At 45.8% G+C, this 17,055-nt stretch carries 14 protein-coding genes; 11 read left to right on the top strand and 3 right to left on the bottom strand.

From position 1 onward, the window contains the following. Window positions 1-87: 87 nt before the first annotated feature. Entirely contained in the window at window positions 88-300 is a 213-nt protein-coding gene (locus E8M12_RS06620; protein WP_246034040.1) for a TIGR02922 family protein, read from the bottom strand. 433 nt (window positions 301-733) lie between these two features. Between E8M12_RS06620 and gyrA the strand changes: the two genes are divergently transcribed. From gyrA to E8M12_RS06570, 10 genes are all read left to right on the top strand, one after another. Then, complete coding sequence (gene gyrA, locus E8M12_RS06615) at window positions 734-3,379, top strand: DNA topoisomerase (ATP-hydrolyzing) subunit A (RefSeq protein WP_136735311.1); 2,646 nt, start codon at window positions 734-736, stop codon at window positions 3,377-3,379. Between the two features lie 134 nt (window positions 3,380-3,513). Further along, complete coding sequence (serC, locus tag E8M12_RS06610) at window positions 3,514-4,602, top strand: 3-phosphoserine/phosphohydroxythreonine transaminase (protein WP_136735310.1); 1,089 nt, start codon at window positions 3,514-3,516, stop codon at window positions 4,600-4,602. 48 nt (window positions 4,603-4,650) lie between these two features. Then, window positions 4,651-5,985, top strand: a complete 1,335-nt coding sequence (gene aroA, locus E8M12_RS06605; RefSeq protein ID WP_136735309.1) for a 3-phosphoshikimate 1-carboxyvinyltransferase — start codon at window positions 4,651-4,653, stop codon at window positions 5,983-5,985. Then, a complete protein-coding gene (gene cmk, locus E8M12_RS06600; protein WP_136735308.1) occupies window positions 5,978-6,664 on the top strand; it encodes a (d)CMP kinase in 687 nt (228 codons plus the stop codon). The genes aroA and cmk overlap by 8 nt, the downstream gene beginning before the upstream one ends. 105 nt (window positions 6,665-6,769) lie before the next feature. Then, window positions 6,770-8,431 carry a 30S ribosomal protein S1 gene (gene rpsA / locus E8M12_RS06595; protein WP_136735307.1) on the top strand — a complete coding sequence of 554 codons (1,662 nt, stop codon included), beginning with the start codon at window positions 6,770-6,772 and terminating at the stop codon, window positions 8,429-8,431. An 81-nt stretch (window positions 8,432-8,512) separates the two neighbouring features. Continuing rightward, on the top strand, window positions 8,513-8,800 hold the full coding sequence (ihfB, locus tag E8M12_RS06590) for an integration host factor subunit beta (protein WP_136735306.1): 288 nt from the start codon (window positions 8,513-8,515) through the stop codon (window positions 8,798-8,800). Between the two features lie 100 nt (window positions 8,801-8,900). Beyond that, window positions 8,901-9,119, top strand: a complete 219-nt coding sequence (locus tag E8M12_RS06585; RefSeq protein WP_169303061.1) for a lipopolysaccharide assembly protein LapA domain-containing protein — start codon at window positions 8,901-8,903, stop codon at window positions 9,117-9,119. A 34-nt stretch (window positions 9,120-9,153) separates the two neighbouring features. Then, entirely contained in the window at window positions 9,154-10,323 is a 1,170-nt protein-coding gene (gene lapB, locus E8M12_RS06580; protein WP_136735304.1) for a lipopolysaccharide assembly protein LapB, read from the top strand. Between the two features lie 5 nt (window positions 10,324-10,328). Then, window positions 10,329-11,030, top strand: coding sequence for an orotidine-5'-phosphate decarboxylase (gene pyrF / locus E8M12_RS06575; RefSeq protein ID WP_136735303.1), 702 nt, complete (start codon window positions 10,329-10,331; stop codon window positions 11,028-11,030). Between the two features lie 175 nt (window positions 11,031-11,205). Beyond that, entirely contained in the window at window positions 11,206-11,502 is a 297-nt protein-coding gene (locus E8M12_RS06570) for a ComEA family DNA-binding protein (protein WP_136735302.1), read from the top strand. A gap of 66 nt (window positions 11,503-11,568) precedes the next feature. Here E8M12_RS06570 and rne read toward each other — a convergent pair whose 3' ends face one another. Then, entirely contained in the window at window positions 11,569-14,679 is a 3,111-nt protein-coding gene (gene rne / locus E8M12_RS06565; RefSeq protein WP_136735301.1) for a ribonuclease E, read from the bottom strand. Window positions 14,680-15,367: 688 nt separating this feature from the next. Between rne and rluC the strand changes: the two genes are divergently transcribed. Next, entirely contained in the window at window positions 15,368-16,327 is a 960-nt protein-coding gene (gene rluC / locus E8M12_RS06560; protein WP_136735371.1) for a 23S rRNA pseudouridine(955/2504/2580) synthase RluC, read from the top strand. A gap of 59 nt (window positions 16,328-16,386) precedes the next feature. Here rluC and E8M12_RS06555 read toward each other — a convergent pair whose 3' ends face one another. Beyond that, the gene (locus E8M12_RS06555) at window positions 16,387-16,977 is read right to left on the bottom strand and encodes a Maf family protein (RefSeq protein ID WP_169303060.1); all 591 of its coding nucleotides are present in this window, start codon (window positions 16,975-16,977) and stop codon (window positions 16,387-16,389) included. Window positions 16,978-17,055 lie beyond the last annotated feature (78 nt).

Genomic DNA, 17,055 nt, shown 5'->3' with positions numbered 1-17,055 from the left:
CGTCGCAATGTGCCGGTTAGTTGATAATTGCCATCACGACGATGAAATAGCTGTGTTGTATAAAAGTATATATTGATTAAATTGGTATTAATCGTTAATCCGATCACCAATTTTATTCAAAACTTTCACTTCGCCACGACAGACGGCAATGATCGACTTATCGCGTTTAAATTCCTCATCAATGACGACCCGGCCATGTTCGGCTTTGGGAAACTGGCCGACCTGGTGATTGAATTCGAGAGTGTGAATATCATAATACAGCACAGTCACTGTGGTTAATGGCATGTCATTACTACTCATTACGGCCAAATTGCTCCTTTATTAGGCACGCACAGCCTGATGTTATTGCAACGTTAATCATTGACTATCCGGACTGAGCCTTTGATCAAACCCAGGCCTTAATTTCTGAGCACAACTTAAATGCGGTTGCACAGCTGAAGGCAGGGATTAGAATCGCTGGAATGCACGTACAGGTGAAAGCGTTCGTGATAGGTATTATATATCGAACCACGACCTTGATGTAAACCTTGAGTTAAAAAGCACCTACTTAAATGGTGTTGTTAATATCCCGGCAAATTTACACGATTATGCAATTAATGCTACAAATGTTGCGGGAAGTTTGCTAACGTCAAATCCTCAATAAAGCCGTGCAGAAATCTGCTAGTTTATGCTAAGATTCTGCACCAATAAAAAAACACAAAGCAACTTGCTGATTTAGGGAAAGCATCATTTTATGACCGATCTGGCAAAAGAAATCATTCCAGTCAATATCGAGGACGAGTTAAAGAACTCGTACCTTGATTATGCCATGAGTGTAATCGTAGGACGTGCATTACCCGATGTTCGTGATGGTCTGAAACCAGTTCATCGCCGTGTTTTATACGCGATGCACGATTTGGGTAACGATTGGAACAAGGGCTATAAGAAATCTGCCCGTGTCGTGGGTGACGTAATCGGTAAATATCACCCTCATGGTGATACTGCGGTTTACGATACTATTGTTCGTATGGCACAACCATTCTCCTTACGCTACATGCTGGTAGATGGACAAGGTAACTTCGGTTCCGTGGACGGCGATTCAGCTGCCGCTATGCGTTATACCGAAATTCGCATGCAAAAGATTTCCCATGCGTTGCTTGCTGATCTGGAAAAAGAAACCGTTGATTTTGTTCCTAACTATGATGGCCAGGAAAAAATGCCTGCGGTTTTGCCGACCCGGGTACCAAACCTCCTGATCAATGGTTCTTCTGGTATTGCCGTTGGCATGGCAACCAATATTCCACCACATAATTTAACGGAAGTGGTAAATGGCTGTATTGCTATGATCGACAATAGTGATATCACCATGGAAGAACTGATCGAATATATCCCAGGGCCTGATTTTCCAACTGCTGGTATTATCAGCGGTAAAGCCGGTATTGAAGAAGCCTACCGTACCGGCCGTGGTAAGTTAAATATCCGTGCCCGTGCCGAAGTTGAAGTGGACGAGAAAACGGGTAAAGAAACCATTATCGTGCACGAGCTACCTTATCAGGTGAATAAAGCTCGACTGATCGAAAAAATGGCAGAGCTGGTCAAGGAAAAACGTTTAGAAGGTATTTCGGCACTTCGCGATGAGTCTGATAAAGACGGCATGCGCATGGTGATCGAAATCAAACGCGGTGAAGTTGGTGAAGTTGTACTAAACAATCTATACAAGCTAACCCAGATGCAGGTTTCCTTTGGTATCAATATGGTTGCCCTGACTGATGGTCAGCCAAAATTGTTCAACCTTAAGGAAATGCTTGAAGCATTTATTCTGCACCGTCGTGAAGTAGTAACTCGTCGTACTATTTTCGAACTGCGCAAAGCTCGTGAACGTGCACACATCCTTGAAGGTTTAGCCGTAGCACTGAGTAATATCGACCCTATCATTGAGTTAATTAAAAACTCACCAACACCTGCACAAGCTAAAGAAGCGCTTGTCAGCACAGGTTGGGACTTGGGTAATGTGTCGGAAATGCTTGAACGTGCTGGTAACGATGCCGCACGTCCAGAGTGGTTAGAGCCTGAGTTCGGTATTCGTGATGGTCAATATTACCTGACGGTACAACAGGCACAGGCAATTCTTGACCTTCGTCTACACAAGCTAACAGGTTTAGAACATGAAAAAATTCTAAACGAGTACAAAGAGTTATTAGACTTCATCGCCGAGCTATTGCATATTCTTGCAAGTCCAGAGCGTTTGATGGAAGTCATTCGCGAAGAGCTTGAAGCGATTCGCGAAGAGTTTGGCGATGAGCGTCGCACTGAAATTTCTGCCGCTTCTCATGACCTGTCGTTAGAAGACCTGATCAATGAAGAAGATGTCGTTGTAACTTTATCTCACGAGGGTTACGTTAAGTATCAACCGCTATCTGAGTACGAATCTCAGCGCCGTGGTGGTAAAGGTAAAGCTGCAACTAAGATGAAGGAAGAAGACTTCATTGAACGTCTGCTGGTTGCCAATACCCATGATACGATTTTGTGTTTCTCAAACCGCGGTCGTATGTACTGGCTGAAGGTTTATCAATTGCCATTGGCAACGCGTACTGCACGTGGTCGTCCAATTGTTAATTTATTACCACTGGAAAGCGATGAACGTATTACCGCAATCCTGCCAGTTCGTGAGTACGAAGAAGATAAGTTCATCTTTATGGCGACGGCTTCGGGTACGGTTAAGAAAACGCCTCTGACCGCATATTCTCGTCCGCGTGCTAACGGTATCATTGCCCTGAATCTTCGTGATGATGATACGCTGATTGGTGTTGATATCACTAATGGTGACAACGAAATCATGCTGTTCTCTGACGAAGGTAAAGTGGTTCGTTTCCATGAGCAGGGTGTTCGTACCGTTGGTCGAACTGCAACCGGTGTTCGTGGTATGAAGCTTGAAGAAACACAAAAAGTGGTTTCTTTGATTGTTCCGAAGAACGAAGGTGCGATTTTGACGGTGACCGAAAATGGTTATGGTAAGCGTACTGATTTAGAGGAATATCCGGCGAAGAGTCGAGCTACTAAAGGTGTTGTTTCAATCAAAGTGAGTGAGCGAAACGGCGCGGTTGTAGGTGCGGTTCAGGTTGAAGATGCCGATGAAATCATGCTGATAACGGACAACGGTACGCTGGTTCGTACCCGGGTGAATGAAGTTAGCGTAATTGGCCGTAACACCCAGGGGGTTCGTTTGATCAGAACTGCCGATGATGAACATGTGGTTGGCCTGCAGCGAATCGATGAAATCGAAGAAGACGAAACATTGCCAGAGGACGAACATGACTCTGACGTTGAGCAAAGCCAAGAGCCTAGCGAAGAGCAGGGCGCAGCGGAGCAAGAGCAGGCACCGGAAGGTGACAGCGAATAACGCAAGCAGTGTTACATCTTAAATGGGCGGTTTTTACCGCTCATTTTTTTTCTGATAAAGAAACGTTGGTAAATTGAACCGATGTCAACACGGACAAGGTTTGAGTATTAGTAGACATAGAATAGTAGTGACTCATGAAAGAGATTTTTAATTTTTGCGCCGGCCCGGCGATGTTACCTAAACCGGTAATGCAACAAGCTCAAACGGAATTTTTAAATTGGAACAATACTGGCTGTTCGGTTATGGAATTAAGCCATCGTGGTCCTGAATTTATGGCCCTGGCGGCAAAAGCTGAGCAGGACCTGCGCGACATCATGGCGATCCCGGACAATTACAAAGTGCTATTTTGTCACGGCGGTGGCCGTGGGCAGTTTGCTGCAGTCCCTCAGAATCTGCTGACCGGATCCGGCAAGGCAGATTATGTGGTTACCGGTTCATGGTCACAAAGTGCGGTTAGTGAAGCAAAAAAATATGGCGATATCCGGGTCATTGAACCAGTGAGAGAAGTTAACGGCAAAAAACAGGTATTACCTGCCTGTGAATGGCAGCTATCTTCGGATGCGGATTATGTTCACTACTGTCCGAATGAAACCGTCGATGGAATTGAAATCTTTGAAGTACCAGAAACCGGGGATATTCCTTTGGTTGCAGATATGTCCTCGACGATATTGTCACGTCCTATCGATGTGAGCAAATTTGCGCTGATTTATGCTGGAGCCCAAAAAAATATTGGTCCTTCCGGTTTAACCTTAGTGATCGTGCGCGAGGATCTGCTAGGTCGGGCGATGAATTCAGTACCTGGGATATTTAATTATCAGATACTGGCCGAAAACGATTCGATGTTTAATACCCCACCGACCTACGCCTGGTACCTGGCGAGCCTGGTTTTTAACTGGTTAAAGCAACTTGGTGGACTGGCAAAAATGGCACAATTAAATCGCGAAAAAGCCGATTGCCTGTACCAATTCATTGAGCAGAGCAGCTTTTATGAGAACCGTGTAGCGAAGCAGAATCGCAGCACCATGAATGTGCCATTTTACCTGCAGGATGAGTCGTTGAACGACGAGTTTTTGCGCAAGGCTAAAGAAGCTGGATTACTCGCCCTTAAAGGTCATCGTTCCGTTGGTGGCATGCGCGCCAGTATCTACAATGCGATGCCATTGGCCGGCGTTAAGGCATTAGTCACGTTTATGCAGCAATTCGCCGAACAACATCAACAGTAATCTAAGAAATATTGTAAGTTAGCTACCCGAAGTTAAAAGGACGTACCCATGAATCAACCTTCCTCCTCCCTGATGTTTCATGCCAAGCCGGCGGGTCCGGTTAGTGGTGACATTCGCATCCCAGGTGACAAATCTATTTCTCACCGGTCGATTATGTTCGCCTCGCTCGCGGAAGGAACCAGTCATATTTATGGATTCTTACCTGGACAGGACTGCCTGGCAACCATGAATGCTTTTAAAGCAATGGGAGTAAACATTGAAGGCCCGGATGAGCAGAATAATGTGGTAGTTCATGGCGTAGGAATGCATGGGCTAAAGGCGCCTGAACAAGCTATCGATGTTGGTAATTCCGGCACATCCATCCGTCTGCTATCGGGCATCCTGGCAGGGCAGGCGTTTGCCAGTGAAATGATTGGCGATGCCTCGCTAAATAAGCGACCAATGATGCGGGTTGTCACACCGTTGCAACAAATGGGTGCTAGTATCCGTGCCGCTGATGACGGAACGCCTCCTCTGAACATTGCTGGCGGCGACTCTATGAACGCCATTCATTATCCGTTGCCTATGGCCTCTGCACAGGTTAAATCCTGTGTGTTGTTAGCGGGCATGTATGCACAAGGTACCACCGTTGTGACCGAACCTGGCATTACCCGCGATCATACTGAGCGCATGTTAAAGGCATTTGGTTACCCGGTCAGCGTAGATGGAAACCAGGTATCATTGACCGGTGGCAGTAAATTGAAGGCCTGTGATATTACCGTACCTGGTGATATTTCTTCGGCAACGTTCTTTATCATCGCCGGTTTAATTGCTCGCCAGGGCACGTTGACATTACGTAATGTCGGTATGAACCCAACGCGAATTGGTGTGCTTAACATCGTTGCTAAGATGGGCGCAGATATCGAAATTATTAATGAGCGTAAGGCGGGGGATGAGCCTGTCGCAGACTTAATCGTTCATGCAAGTGAACTGCATGGTTGTGATATCGATGATGCCGATGTTCCTCTTGCTATTGATGAGTTCCCGGCTATATTTATTGCCGCCGCCTGCGCTAAAGGTGTTACCCGATTAAGAAATGCCGAAGAGCTTCGAGTGAAAGAGAGCGATCGTATACAGGCGATGGCCGACGGCCTTGAAATACTGGGTATAGATTGTCAGGTTTACGCTGATGGTATCGATATCGTTGGTGGTCAGTTAACAACCGGTACCGTTGATAGTCAGCATGATCACAGAATTGCGATGGCTTTTGCTATCGGTTCACTGCGCTCTAGTGGTACAATTCATATATTGGATTGCGATAACGTCGCCACATCATTCCCGGTTTTTGTTGAACTGGCTAATGAAGTGGGACTAAACATTACTCAGGAAATAGTAAATGAATGAACAAATCCCTTTAATCACCATTGATGGTCCCAGCGGAGCTGGCAAGGGAACCGTCGCCAGGATTGTGGCGGAACAGTTAGGGTGGAACTTATTGGATAGCGGTGCCATTTATCGTGTGCTGGCGGTTGCAACAAATCACCACAATATCGATATCGACAGTGAGGAAGCATTAATTCCCCTGGCATCGCATCTGGATGTAGAATTTGAAATACAGCCTAAAGGCGAAGCTCGGGTTCTGCTCGAGGGCGAAGACGTCACCAACGTAATTCGAACCGAAGAAATTGGTGCCATCGCATCCAAAGTTGCGGCATTTCCCAGAGTACGCGAAGCGTTATTAAGGCGTCAACGTGCGTTTAAACAGATGCCTGGCCTCCTCGCCGATGGTCGTGATATGGGCACTGTGGTATTTCCCGATGCGCCGGTAAAAGTGTTTTTAACCGCAAGCCCGGAAGAACGGGCGAAACGCCGCATGTTGCAGTTGCAAGAGAAGGGCATTGATGTTAACATCGGGCGCCTTTTGGCGGACATCAAACAGCGAGATGAGCGAGATCAAAATCGTTCTGTTGCGCCCTTGTTGCCTGCAGAAGGGGCGCTGCTGGTAGATTCTACCGACCTGAGTATTACCCAGGTGGTGGAAAAAATACTGGCGTTTGCCAATGAAAAATTGTCGGAATTTTAACGATTCCATGCAAAGTAGTTCGCTACAGGGAAGAGAGTGAACTTTTTTAACAACCCCACGAAACAGGTAGTTGAGTGGATTAATAACTGAGTTAACTTACAAGTTATGACTGAAAATTTTGCACAGCTTTTTGAAGAAAGCTTAAAAGAAATCGAAACTCGTCCTGGTTCCATCATTAAAGGTACTGTTGTACGTATTGAAAAAGACAACGTATTAGTTGATGCAGGTCTTAAATCTGAGTCTGTTGTTTCAATCGACCAATTCAAAAACTCTGCTGGTGAAGTAGAAGTTGCTGTTGGTGATGAAGTTGACGTATCTCTAAAAGCTACAGATGATGGTTTCGGTGAAACTATTCTTTCTCGTGATGACGCTAAGCGTTACGAAGCTTGGCAGTTCCTTGAAAAAGCTTACGAAGAAAAAGAGACTGTTACCGGTGTTATCAACGGTAAAGTTAAAGGCGGCTTCACTGTTGAAGTTAGCAACATTCGTGCGTTCTTACCAGGTTCATTAGTTGATGTTCGTCCAGTACGTGACACGACTCACCTGGAAGGTAAAGATCTAGAATTCAAAGTTATTAAGCTTGATCAGAAGCGTAATAACGTTGTTGTATCTCGTCGTGCTGTTATCGAATCTGAAAGCAGTGTTGAGCGTGATCAACTACTTGAGTCTCTGCAGGAAGGCCAAGAAGTTAAAGGTATCGTTAAGAACCTTACAGACTACGGTGCGTTCGTTGATCTTGGCGGCATCGATGGTCTGTTACACATCACTGACATGGCTTGGAAGCGTGTTAAGCACCCAAGTGAAATCGTTAACGTTGGTGACGAAATCCCAGTTAAAGTACTTAAGTTTGACCGCGAGCGTACTCGTGTATCACTAGGTATGAAGCAGTTGGGCGAAGATCCATGGGCAGCTATTGCTAACCGTTTCCCAGAAGGTTCTAAACTGACTGGCCGCGTAACTAACCTGACTGACTACGGTTGTTTCGTTGAAATCCAGGAAGGCGTTGAAGGTCTTGTTCACGTTTCTGAAATGGATTGGACTAACAAAAACATCCACCCATCTAAGGTTGTTAACCTGGGTGACGAAGTTGAAGTTATGGTTCTTGAAATCGATGAAGAGCGTCGTCGTATTTCTCTGGGTCTTAAGCAATGTATCCCGAACCCATGGGAAGAGTTCGCTAAGAACTTCAACAAGGGTGACAAAGTTACTGGTAAGATCAAGTCAATCACTGACTTCGGTATCTTCATCGGTCTTGACGGCGGTATTGATGGCCTTGTTCACCTGTCTGACATTTCTTGGAATGGCGGTGAAGAAGTTGTTCGTGAATACAAGAAAGGCGATGAGATCTCAGCTGTTGTATTACAGGTGGATCCAGAGCGTGAGCGTATCTCTTTAGGCGTTAAGCAAACTGAAGACGATCCGTTCAATATGTATCTGACAGACAACAAAAAAGGTGCTATTGTTACTGGTACTGTAGCTGAAGTTGACGCTAAGGGTGCTAAGGTAACTCTGGCGGAAGGCGTTGAAGGTTACATCCGTGTATCTGACATCTCTCGTGACCGTATTGAAGATGCATCTACAGAACTTTCTGTAGGTGACAGTGTTGAAGCTAAGTTCGTTGGTGTTGACCGTAAGAACCGTGCTATCAGCCTATCTATCAAAGCGAAAGACCAGGCTGAAGAACGTTCAGCGATGGAAAACTTGAACCAGGCAGAAGACACTGGTTTGAGCGCGATGGCAGAAGCATTTAAAAACGCTAAAGGCTAATTTAGCTCTTAGGTGAGGAGGTGTTTAATGCCTCCTCAATCTCTAATCCATCGGCTAGCGCCAAGATGAACTGGAGGTCAAATGACCAAGTCAGAACTCATTGAGAAGTTAATTGATAAGATGGATCACTTGTCAGCTAAGGATGTAGAAGCAGCCACTAAGGAAATTCTGGAAATGATGGCGGAAACCCTGGAAAGCGGTGACCGTATTGAAATTCGGGGTTTTGGCAGCTTTTCGCTACATTATCGCGCTCCTCGGGTTGGACGCAACCCCAAAACTGGGGAATCTGTTGACCTATCGGGTAAATATGTTCCACATTTTAAGCCGGGTAAAGAGTTGAGAGAAAGAGTAAATCTTTCATTAGCTTAATTGCAGAATATGACAGAAAAAGGCATGCTATATAGCATGCCTTTTTTTTAATGATTGCATTGACCATCGGATGATGGGTGTTGAAAGCGGGGAGTTTCCAGTGAAATTATTTATTTCAATTGTATTTCTATTTATACTCCTGGCAGTTGCCTTTGTGTTTGGCAGCCAGAATGAACAACTTATTGAATTAAATTACATTATTGCCAAGTCTGAAATCAGTGTGTCGCAAGCCGTGAGCCTGTTTACCTTTATTGGTTTTTTGATTGGCTTCGTCATCTCGACATTGTTTTCCATGGCTCGTCGATTAAAACGAAAATAAACGGGTTTAACCCGCCTTATAAGAATCGAATATCATGTTTGAACTGCTTTTTTTATTACTTCCTGTTGCCGTCGGCTACGGCTGGTTTATGGGAAGAAATAGCATCAAACAAAAAGATCAAACCGCCAAAGAATCGCTTTCCATTAAATATTCCACAGGTTTGAATTACCTGTTGTCCAATCAACAGGACAAGGCAATTGAATATCTGCTCGAAGCGCTGAAACATGAAGATGATACGGTTGAAGCCCACTTCGCGATGGCGAACCTGTTTCGCCGCCGGGGTGAACTCGACCGGGCGTTGAAGGTGCATGAATATCTGATCCGTCAACCCATGCTCTCCGATCAGGAAAAACAACAGGCCGCATTCGAACTCGGTCGGGATTTTCATAGCGCGGGTTTGTTTGATCGCGCGGAAAAGATGTTTCTAAAACTGATTAAGACAGACACCTATGCGGTTAAGGCACTCTCCTATCTACTGCAAATTTACCTGTCGACAAAAGACTGGCAAAAAGGCTTAAGCCTGGAAAAGGCGATTCGGAAAAGTGGCGATAAAAAACTTATGCACTCACTGGCCAACTTTTATTGTGAGCTTGCTGAACTGGCGATGCAGGAAGATGAGTACATAAAAGAGTTAGAATTGCTTCAGCATGCCTTAGATTTAAATCCTAATTCCAGCCGCGCAAAAGTGACGATGGCGAAAGTCTACGAAAATTCGCAACAATATAACGAAGCCTGTCAGTGCTACCAGGAAATATTTTTACAGGATCAGGAGTTTTTTCCCGACGTAATTGATAGAATGCGCGCCTGTTACATGAAGAGTGACCATCAGGACGAGTTTTACCCGTTTATCAAATCAGTATTTGAGAAAACTGGCAGTAGCACCGCACTCATTACGTATCTTGATTATTTGCAGGAGAATTTTTCCTCACAACAAGCTGTCGAGTATTTGCTATCTGCACTACATCGTCGGCCGACCATCAGAGGTTTTAAGCATTTCGTGAAAATGCAAATTAATGAGGAAAATCAGCAAACTCAGCAGGAATCCCTGGATGTAATCAAAGAGCTGGTTACTGCTTATTTAAAACTTCGGCCCAGGTACAGTTGCCGAAATTGCGGCTTTAACAGCGGTGTTCATTATTGGTCTTGCCCGTCCTGTCATGATTGGGAACAAATCAAACCGGTCAGAGGTTTGGAAGGAGAGTAAAGTTTATGTCATTAGATCCTAAGGTTGTCGTTGCCCTGGATTTTGCCAATCAAGCTGACGCGTTAGCGTTCGTCGAAAAAATACAACCATCTCAATGTCGCTTAAAGGTTGGCAAGGAGATGTTCACTCATTTTGGTCCTGAATTTGTCAAAACATTGACCGCACGCGGTTTCGATGTGTTTTTAGACTTAAAATTCCATGATATTCCGAATACGGTCGCTAAAGCGGTGGCTGCAGCGGCCGAACTTGGTGTCTGGATGGTTAACGTACATGCCTCTGGTGGTACACAGATGATGCGACGTGCTAAACAGGAGCTGGAGCGTTTTGGCGATAAGGCACCATTGTTAATCGCAGTTACGGTGTTAACCAGCATGGGTGCCGAAGATTTGCAGGAGTTGGGCATCGAAAAGACTCCGGAGCAACAGGTACTGGCATTGGCAAAATTAGTGCAAAAATCGGGACTTGATGGTGTTGTGTGCTCCGCTCAGGAAGCACAATTGTTAAAACAAACGCTGGGAGCCGACTTTAAGCTGGTAACTCCCGGCATTCGCCCTGAGGGGGCCAGCAGTGATGACCAAAAGCGCATCATGACCCCGCCTGAAGCGGTTTCCGTCGGTGTGGATTACCTGGTCATTGGCAGACCTATTACCAAAGCAGACGATCCGGCAGCGGTATTAGAACAAATTAATCGTTCGTTGCAGTCCTGATAAGTCATTGAATATCGATATGGAAAAAAGCTACCTAATCAGGTAGCTTTTTTTTTCGTCATAAAAAATGATTAAATATTTTCTATGCTAAAAAAGAACCACATGGGGTGGTCACGCCATGGCTGTTTTCCGCATTAAAGCGCCATGAACGTTATTTGCTATAAAGGAAAATATTATGAAGAAATTATTGTTCGCAGTTGTATTGTCATTCATTGCAAGTGTAGGCATTAGTAATTACGTCTACGCCGCTGAGACAGTAACAACTGAGTCTGAGGTGATGGCAACGGTTGATTTAAATAAGGCCGATGTTAGTCAGTTGCAAGCGATTAAAGGCCTGGGTGCAAAGAAAGCTCAGGCTATTATTGATTATCGTGAAGCCAATGGTCCTTTTACCGACGTAAAACAGTTGTTAAATGTGAAAGGCATTGGTGAAAAGTTTCTGATGAAGAATGCTAAGTTATTACGAATTTAGTCAGGGAAGGGGGCAAAACGCCAGTCATAGACTGGCGTTTTTACTTTTCACAAGTGCTGTTGCCGGTTAGGGTTTGGTTGGACCGGCAGAGCTGTGGTTGGTGGCGAACGCCTGTGTCGCGAGCTTGTCCGAACGAACAAATTCAACACGCTCATCCGAGGCCAGTGCCGAGGTAGGCAGTTCAGCATTAACATCAATGACGGCCATTTCAGGCTTCGTCATTGGTGCAGCAGCATGACCACCTGGGCGGTGAACCTTTGCGGTTACAGTTTTCGCTGTTGATGCTGTATCGTCTTTAACCATCTCGTCTGTCGCATCAGTTGTCTGTGCTGTAACAGGAGCAGGATCAGCCTTCACTTCAGTCTCAGCGGTGTCTTCGTTATCGGCCACGCTGACTACTTGCTCTTGCTCTTGCTCTTGCTCTTGCTCACTAACCTTTACCTCATCAGTAACAACTGTTTCAGTGTCGGATATAACTGGCTTGGGTTGCGGCTCAGTTTTCACTTCATCACTGGCACTGTCATCAGCCACTTGTTGTGACGGCTGTGGTTGTTCATCCGTAGCTGAATCTGTTGCAGCGTTGCTATCGGTGCTCTTAGCTGCCTCACCTGCTTGCGATGCTTCGGCCTGTGCTGTCATTGCCAATTCAAGTTGCGCACTTTGTTCAGCCTCAGTTGGCTCCACAGGCTTGCGTTCAGGCATTTCATTAAGTTCCTGATTCTGCGCAGCCGCAGGTTGCTGTGGCTCATGACTTAAATCCAATGATGTCTGCATCGCATCGTCACTGTCCGCTGCTGACGGATAACGGGCTACCACTGCATCATCTACCGATTTTTGCTCCGTTGCTGCGTCTTCAGCTGCGTTGGTATCACCAGTTTGCTCTTTCTCTTTGCGGCGACGCTGGCCGTGTGAGCGCAGGTGACGAGGTGAACGACGGCTTCTGCTTTTGCCTTCCTTGCTATCAGTCTTGATATCATTGTTTGACTCTGACTCACTGCTGATTACATCTTCAGTCTTAGCAGCTTCTGCCTGGGCATCCGCAGTCTTTTCCGCAACCGGTTTTTTCTGACTTTGTCGACGTGGACCTTTAGCCGCTTTGTCTTTATTCGCCGGCTTACTTTCCTGTTGAGCTTGCGGTTGATTATCCGCTTGTTTTTCCGTTACCGCTTGCTCAGTTGTTTGCTCGTTAATACGAACCTTCTTACGGGTGTTGCGACGCTGACGACGCTCGGCAACTTTTTCTTCTTTGACAACTTTGTCCTGTTGTTTCTCAGGCGCACGTTTTGCTGGCTTTTTAGTTCCGCGAGACTGGGTTTGACTTTGCTCTTTGTCCGCTACTTTGTTGTCTTTAACATTATCGCGCTTATCCTGGCTGCGATTGCGGCGTTGTTGCTGACGCGGTTTGCGCTGTCTGCGCTCACGCGTGTCCTGTCCTGAACGCTGACGAGGTTGTTGTTTAGATTTTGCTTTCGGCTTTTCTTCGCTGGCAAATAATGACGCGAAAAAGGCGGCAATAGCGGCAAACAACCCTGTTGACTTTTCTTGCTTCGGCTCTTTTTTCTTCGCCGGTGCAGCTTTAGGAGCAGTCATGCCCTGTAATACAGGTTCATCACGCTTCACAGCATCTTTCTGGAATTTTGGCATTACCGCTTCTTCGGCAACCGGTTCAGCGACTTTCATCTCATAACTGGCTTGCGACGTTGATTCGTCATCACGGACGCGAATCACTTCATATTGCGGGGTGTCCATGTTCTGATTCGGGAGAATCAGCACTTTAACGTTGTGGCGTTTTTCGATATGGCCAACGGCATTACGTTTTTCGTTCAGCAGATAGGTGGCTACCGGCACTGGCACCTGAGCGTGCACCTGACTGGTTTTGTCCTTAATCGCTTCCTCTTCCATCAATCGCAGTACGGATAGTGCCAGTGATTCAACACCGCGCACATGACCGGTACCATTACAGCGAGGGCAGGCGCCCTGGCTGGTTTCACCGATTGAAGGTCTCAAACGTTGTCGTGACATTTCTAACAGACCGAAGCGAGAAATACGACTCAACTGAATTCGGGCACGATCAGAACGCACTGCTTCACGCATGCGATTTTCCACTTCGCGCTGGTGACGTACCGGGGTCATATCGATGAAATCAATAACCACAAGGCCACCGAGGTCACGCAAACGTAATTGACGGGCAATTTCTTCCGCGGCTTCAAGGTTGGTATTGAACGCCGTTTCTTCGATATCACTACCCTTAGTGGCTCGCGCCGAGTTGATGTCGATGGAAGTTAATGCTTCGGTTGGATCGATAACAATAGACCCGCCGGATGGTAAGCGAACTTCACGCTGGAATGCGGACTCGATTTGCGACTCTATCTGGTAATGGGTGAACAATGGGACATCGCCATTGTACAACTTAACCTTGTTGATAAAGTCAGGACGAACTAACTGGATGTGTTCTTTGATACTTTCATAGACTTTCGGACGATCTATGATGATCTCGCCAATATCACGGCGCAGATAGTCGCGGATGGCACGCAGGATGACATTACTTTCCTGGTGAATCAGAAACGGAGCTGGCTTGCTACCTGCAACGTCGTCAATCGCACGCCAGTAATGTAACAATACATTCAAATCGTGCGCCAGTTCTTCGTAATCCTTACCAACACCGGCGGTACGAACAATCAGGCCCATGCCTTTCGGTAAATCGAGTTTGCTTAAGGATTCTTTTAATTCGGTCCGCTCATCGCCTTCAATGCGACGAGAGATGCCACCGGCGCGTGGATTGTTTGGCATTAATACCAGATAACTGCCGGCAAGGCTGATGAAAGTCGTTAATGCTGCACCTTTCTGGCCTCGTTCTTCTTTGTCGATTTGAACGATAACTTCCTGTCCTTCGCTTAAAATGTCTTTGATATTTGGGCGACCCTGAAAGCTATATCCTTGGGGGAAATAACTCTTGGCAATCTCTTTCATTGGCAGGAAGCCGTGGCGTTCTGCGCCGTAATCGACAAAGGCAGCTTCTAAGGAGGGTTCTACGCGGGTAATTTTACCCTTATAAATATTGGCTTTTTTTTGTTCGTGACCAGGGCTTTCGATATCAAGATCATAAAGGCTTTGGCCGTCAACAAGTGCTACGCGGAGCTCTTCCGACTGAGTAGCATTAATTAACATGCGTTTCATTGATTTTGTGACTCTATTTATTGTCACAACACATGCAGGTGTGCAGGCAATTTTTGCTTAATGGGTTAAGCAAACAGAGGGTTGTCAGCCTCACGGGTGTCAACACCAGTAATTTCTGGGTCTGTTAATTATCTGTTTGTTTATCTTTACATTATCGCCAATAAAAACAGCTATCTGGCAGTAATGTTTATTAACTTTTCACACTCAACGCAGTGTTGTGCTTATCTTCAGTTTTGCTCGTTAGTGCTGGATTCAATGTTTATGCTGCAAACTCCGATAAGTTACATACATCAGAGCCAGCAAGGGGCAATGCTATCCAGGTATCGGGCAAGCCATTGGTTCGGGGCTTGCGAAAAGTGTACAGGGACGTTGCCGCATCGAACCTCTTACAATTCTTAAAGAGCTTCGTTTTCTACTTGTTATTGGAATTTTCGTCAATAACCTGTTTATTATCCCACTAAAATGTAGATTATGGCAACTATTAACCTTCGATAAATTAGCAAATTAACACTGCCGTGATTATCAATCCCCTGACTTCGTCGCCGTATCCTGGCAAATCTCGCCATTATCGGACCCAGAATACAAAGCATCTTGATAATTCATGTGTTAAAATCGCCACTTAAGTGTTGCTAATTTTTATGTGAGATACGTGAGTACCCATTCTTCCGCTAAGGCGAACCAAGCCCAGGTGAGCAGTGAACCCCGCTCAAAAGTACAATATCATCAAATTGATGAGGCAAGTGATGGCCAGCGAGTCGATAACTTTCTGTTGAAAACCCTCAAAGGCGTGCCGAAAAGTATGATTTACCGATTACTGAGAAAAGGGGAAATTCGCGTTAATAAAAAGCGCATCAAACCTGAGTATCGATTGCAACTCGATGATATCGTACGCATCGCACCAATACGGTTGCCGGAGAATCCAGAGAAAGTTTCACCGCAACTGAATAAAGTCGCATCGCTGGAAAAACAGATCATTTTTGAAGACGACTGCCTGATAGTCATCAACAAACCATCGGGCATGGCTGTTCATGGCGGCAGCGGGCTTAGTTTTGGTTTAATTGAAGCGCTACGGGCGTTGCGTCCCCAGGCGAAAATGCTGGAGTTAGTGCATCGTCTGGACCGGGATACATCTGGCTGTCTTGTAGTTGCCAAAAAACGTTCAACACTTAGAAACCTGCATGAGCAGTTACGCGATAAAAAAGTACAGAAATTTTATCACGCGCTGGTTAAAGGCCACTGGTCAAATAAGCTTACCCGGGTAACTGAAGGGCTTAAGAAGAATGAATTAAAGTCTGGGGAGCGGGTGGTAGTCGTCGATAATCTGCAGGGCAAAGAGTCGGAAACCCGTTATAAAGTATTAACCCATTACATCGGTGCGACCCTGGTACGTGCCTTTCCGGTTACCGGCAGAACTCACCAGATTCGGGTGCACTGTCAATGTCAGGGGCATCCGATAGCCTGCGACAGTAAATATGGTGCTGAAGACTTTACTGAACAAATGCAGCAAAAAGGATTGAAACGATTATTCCTGCATGCTGCAAGTATTGAATTTAACCATCCGAAAGATGATAAACGGGTAAAATTTGAAGCCCCTTATGATCAGCAACTCGCCAATGTATTACAAAAGCTTGAAGTGAAAACCTTTTAATCTTGAAGGGGGAAGCAGTCGCCAATCTAAATTTCAATGAGGCAACTGCTTTCGTTACGTTATTTTTGCAGGGCGAGAACGTCGACCCCATGCTTTTCGAGCATCTTGGTCAGGCGAATTAACGGCAAGCCAATTAATGCATTGGGGTCTTCACCCTGTAAACGCTCAAACAGGCAAATACCCAAGCCCTCGCTTTTAAAACTCCCGGCGCAGTTTAACGGCAATTCTGCCTCTATATACGCTGCTACCTGCGAGTGAGTCAGTTCCCGAAAGAACACATAAAATGGCTCGACAATCACGTCATAGGTGTCTGTCACGCTATCGTACAGACACAGGGACGTTAAAAACGTGACTTTATCACCACTAAAGCGTAGTAGTTGCTTGATGGCATTTTCTTGACTGCCAGGTTTTCCCAGGATCTCGCCCTGGTGCACCGCTACCTGATCGGAACCTATGATCAGTGCATCGGAATGACCGGTTGCGACCTTTCTCGCTTTTTCAATGGCCAGGCGCTCAACCAGTTGCACAGGTTGCTCGTTGGGCAGGGGCGTCTCATCGATTTCAGGCTTATCGCAGATGAAGTCCAGATTAAGCTTTTCCAAAATGGCTTTGCGAAATACTGAGGTCGAGCCTAGTACAAGAGTTTTCATAATAAAGAGTATTGTTAATTTGCAAGACGGAATGAGAGAATTTTACCTGAGCGCAAGCGATAGAGAAAGTCATACCAA

This window comes from Thalassotalea mangrovi (assembly GCF_005116735.1).
Lineage (GTDB): Bacteria > Pseudomonadota > Gammaproteobacteria > Enterobacterales > Alteromonadaceae > Thalassotalea_A > Thalassotalea_A mangrovi.
The sequence above is the reverse complement of the archived record's forward strand: the minus strand, read 5'-3'. Positions and strand labels throughout refer to the sequence as shown.